Below are 2,224 nucleotides of genomic sequence, written 5' to 3' on the forward strand. Positions count from 1 at the left end.
GTGGTGAGGCGTTCGTCGGGGAAGTCGGGGTCGAGGAGGGCGTAGCCGGCGCCGGTCTTGATGACGGCGAGGAGGGCGACGGCGAAGTCGGTGCCGCGCTCCAGGAGTATGCCGGCGAGGTGTCCGCGGGTCAGGCCTCGGGTGGTGAGGTGGTGGGCGAGTCGATTCGCACGCTGGTTGAGTTCGGCGTAGCTGAGCGCTTCGTTGCCGCTGATGATCGCGGTGTGCTCGGGGCGCAGGCGGGCCTGTTCCTCGAAGCGTTCGGCGAGGGTGGCCTCCCCGATGTCGGTGCGTGTGCCCGTCCACTCCTCCAGGACCTGCCGGCGCTCGACCGCACCCAACAACTCCACCTCGGACAAGGCGACTTCCGGCTCCGCCACCACCTGCTCCAAGGTGCGCCGCAGCATCGCGACCATCCGCTCGACCGTCTCCCGCTCGTACAGGTCGGAGCTGAAGAGGACCGCGCCGGTCAGCCCCGTGGCGTCCTCGGCCCGCAGCAGGAACTCCAGGTCGAACTTGACCGCGCCGGTCGCCAGCGCCTCGGCGCCGGCCGCCCGGACCCCGACCAGCTCGGGTCCGGCGGCCGGACCGCTCTCCAGAGCCAGGCAGACCTGGAACAGCGGGTGCCGGGACAGCGAGCGCACCGGGTTCACGGCTTCGAGGACCAGGTCGAAAGGGGCCTCCTGATGGGCGAAGGCGTCCAGGTCGGTGCTGCGGACCCGGCCCAACAGCTCCCGGAAGGACGGGTCACCGGAGGTGTCCGTCCGGAGCACCAGCGTGTTGACGAAGAAGCCCACGAGCGGGTTGAGCGCTTCGTCGGAGCGCCCCGCGACCGGTGATCCCAGGGGGATGTCCGTGCCCGCGCCCAGCCGGGTGAGGGTCGTGGCCAGCGCCGCGTGCAGCACCATGAAGGGCGTGCACCGCTCGGCGCGGGCCAACTCCACCACCCGCTTGTGCAGGTCACCACCGAAGTCCAGCCGGACCACCCCGCCCCGGCCCCCGGTGACCGCGGGCCGCGGCCGGTCGTGCACCAGCCCCAGCTCCTCCGGCAGCCCGGCGAGCGCCGTGCGCCAGTAGTCGAGCTGCCCGCCGAGCACCTCGCCCAGCGCCGCGCGCTGCCACAGCGCGTAGTCGGCGTACTGGACCGCGAGCGCGGGCCACCGCGGGGCCCGCCCGGCCAGCCGGGCTGCGTAGGCGAGCGACAGGTCCGCGAAGAGCGGGCCCAGCGACTGGCCGTCCGTGGCGATGTGGTGCAGCAGGACCAGCAGCACGTACTCCTGCTCGCCGGTCTCGAAGAGGGTGACCCGCAGCGGGTGTTCGGCGCCCAGGTCGAAGCAGTGCCCCGAGGCCCCGATCAGCTCGGCGTCGACCGCCCCGGGGGCCACGGCGCGCACCTCGAACACGGGCGCCGTCGGCGCGGGCGGATCGACGACCTGGTACGGGTCCCCGTCCACCGTCGTGAAGCGGGTGCGCAGCGGCTCGTGGCGCGCCACCAGGTCGGCGAAGGCCGAGCGCAGCGCCGCCACGTCGAGGTCGCCGTCGAGCCGCACGGCCATCGGCACGTTGTACGAGGTCCCCCGCCCGCCGAGGTCCGACACCAGCCACAGGCGCTGCTGGGCGAAGGACGGCGGCAGCAGGTCGGGCCGCGGATCGGCGGCGGTGAGCGGCGCGAGCGGCGGGCGGCCGCCGGCCGTGGCGATGTGCCGGGCCAGGGCCACCGGGGTGGGGTGCTGGAAGACGTCGCGGATCGTGAGGGCGACGCCGAGGGTGGTGGCGATCCGGTTGGCGAGGCGGGCGGCGAGCAGGGAGTGGCCGCCGTGGTCGAAGAAGCCGTCGTCGATGGAGAGCGGCGCGGGGCTCTCCAGGACCTCGCCCACCAGAGTCCGCACGAGCTCCTCCAGCTCGGTGCGCGGCTCGCGGCCGCCGGTGCTCAGCGGTGCCTCGATCGTGGGCAGGGCGCGCTTGTCGATCTTCCCGTTGGGGGTGAGCGGCAGCCGGTCGAGGACCGCGAAGTGGGACGGGACCATGTGCTCGGGCAGCCGCTCCCGCAGCCAGGCCTTGACGGCCGCCGGGCTCAGCTCGATGCCGGGGGCGGTGGTGACGTAGGCGTTGAGGTGCGTCGTGTGCGTGAGTGTGGCTTGGGTGATGTGGGGGTGGGTGGTGAGGGTGGTTTCGATTTCGGTGGGTTCGATGCGGAAGCCGCGGATTTTGATTTGGGTGTCGG

The 2,224-nt window shown here is 73.2% G+C and carries 1 protein-coding gene; it reads right to left on the reverse strand.

The features are described 5' to 3' along the window. A partial coding sequence (locus ACIQWR_RS41470; RefSeq protein WP_404021363.1) for a condensation domain-containing protein occupies positions 1-2,224 on the reverse strand: 2,224 nt, incomplete at both ends.

The sequence above is a fragment of the Streptomyces sp. NPDC098789 genome, from assembly GCF_044759975.1.
Lineage (GTDB): Bacteria > Actinomycetota > Actinomycetes > Streptomycetales > Streptomycetaceae > Streptomyces.